We start from the raw sequence: 1,824 nt of genomic DNA on the forward strand, positions 1-1,824 counted from the left end.
GCGTCTTTGCATGGGCCAATAATACCGCATAGCTCTTAGCAACTGATTGCTAGTCGTGGGTCCAGCCCGTCTTGGCAGGGCTCACATCCTCGCCGCGGTAACGAACCAACAGACCCGTACCTTCCACGACCTGACCGACCTTTGTCAGTCGGACATGGCGGCGGTCAGCCTCACGGCGCATAGCCTCTTCCTGAGAGGCCGGAACGGTAAATACGATCTGATAGTCGTCGCCACCACTGGCCAACTGCTCCAGCGCAGCCTGCTCATCCACGCGCCCCGAGAACCAGCTATCGGCCGCCGCAGACAAGGGCGTGACCTCAAGGTCCAGTTCGATACGAACGCCACTGGATTCGGCAATACGCCCCGCATCGGCCATCAGCCCGTCGGAGACATCGGCGCTGGCCGTTGCCGATTTTAGGATGACTTCGGCAAACTCGGTCTGGGGCAAGGGCTGGCGATAAGCACGGCACAGATAGTCCAAACGGTCCTGTTCCAGCTTCAATGTGCCCTGACAGGCCTGCAGGCCCAGCCAGCCATCACCGATAGTGCCGGTCACAAACACCACATCACCCGGTTTGGCTCCGCCGCGGTGCACGGCGCGTCCCGAAGGCACCCAGCCCAGCATGGTGACGGAAAACGACAAGGGTCCCGGTGTCGAAACCGTATCGCCGCCCAGCAGATAAATATCGAAAAGCGCCTGATCGCGGCGCAGGCCCGCTACAAAGGCCTCGCGTTCCGGCCAGCCGCACCGTTCCGACCAGTGGCACGCCAGCAGATAACCAAACGGCACCGCGCCTTTGGCAGCAATATCGGACAGATTCACGCGCAACAGCTTTTGCGCCAACGTATCCAGCGGGTCTTCGGGGAGGAAATGGACACCCTCGACCAAGGCGTCCTTGGTCAGGATCAAATCACACCCCGGACGGGACGGAAGGGCGGCCACATCGTCGGCCAGCCCCCTCGCCCATTCGGGGTGGGCCAGCGGCTTGAACAGCCGCTGGATCGTCTCGAATTCGCCTACGGCATCAATCGCGGGCATCGCGTGCCACGGCGTCCAGCGCCGCGTTCACGAATTTGGCTTCTGCATCGTCGAAGAAGGCCTTGGCCAGTTCGACATACTCGTCGATGACGATTTCACGCGGCACTTCGGCCTTGTGCTTCAGTTCCCAAGCGCCGCAACGCAGCAGGGCACGAACGGTCGAGTCCAGACGCTCCATGCGCCAGTTCGACGCCAGATGCGATTTGACCAGCGTATCAATCGCCGATTGGTCCTCGACAACACCGCGTACGATCTCGGCAAACCAGTCTTCATCGGCCTCGGCCATGGTCTGGCCGTCGATATCGCCATCAAAGCGGAAATTGCGGAACTCGCGTACAACCTGCTCGACCGGCTCACCCACCAGTTCCATCTGGTACAGCGCTTGAACGGCGGCCAGACGGGCCACCGTGCGCGCACGGCGCTGGCGGCTGGTCAGTTGCGGCTCGGCCTTGGTCTTCTGGACTTCGTCCAGTTGCGCCATGACTTCGGCTACAGTTGCGGGTTTTGGGGCGTCGGTCACGAAGCCAGTCCTTTAGCCAGTCGCTTGCGCAGATTGATCAGGTCCAGACAGGCGCGAGCAGCAAAACCACCCTTGTCTGCTTCGGAAACACGGGCGCGGGCCCATGCCTGATCTTCGTCCTCGGTCGTCAGGATACCATTGCCGATGGCAACGCCCTTCAGGCCAAGCTGCGAGATTGCCATGGCCGATTGATCGGCCACGATTTCAAAGTGGTAGGTCTCGCCACGGATGATGGTGCCCAGTGCGACATAGCCGTCATAGCGCG

General features: G+C 61.5%; 3 protein-coding genes. All 3 read right to left on the minus strand.

Annotated elements, in window-relative coordinates:
• Window positions 1-49: 49 nt before the first annotated feature.
• Window positions 50-1,039, minus strand: a complete 990-nt coding sequence (gene thiL, locus RSB01_RS14065; RefSeq protein WP_332591535.1) for a thiamine-phosphate kinase — start codon at window positions 1,037-1,039, stop codon at window positions 50-52.
• Window positions 1,026-1,520, minus strand: coding sequence for a transcription antitermination factor NusB (gene nusB, locus RSB01_RS14070; RefSeq protein WP_332591538.1), 495 nt, complete (start codon window positions 1,518-1,520; stop codon window positions 1,026-1,028). The genes thiL and nusB overlap by 14 nt, the downstream gene beginning before the upstream one ends.
• 35 nt (window positions 1,521-1,555) lie before the next feature.
• Window positions 1,556-1,824, minus strand: a 269-nt coding sequence (locus tag RSB01_RS14075) for a 6,7-dimethyl-8-ribityllumazine synthase (protein WP_332625751.1), incomplete at its 5' end; no start/stop codon positions are given.

Origin of the sequence: Brevundimonas sp., assembly GCF_036659295.1 — a bacterium.
In the GTDB taxonomy this organism is placed as follows: Bacteria; Pseudomonadota; Alphaproteobacteria; order Caulobacterales; family Caulobacteraceae; genus Brevundimonas.

Bases quoted from the DNA above. Each gene is read 5' to 3' on its own strand.
- thiL (WP_332591535.1), bottom strand. From the start codon at position 1,039: ATGCCCGCGATTGATGCCGTAGGCGAATTCGAGACGATCCAGCGGCTG.
- nusB (WP_332591538.1), bottom strand. From the start codon at position 1,520: ATGGCGCAACTGGACGAAGTCCAGAAGACCAAGGCCGAGCCGCAACTG.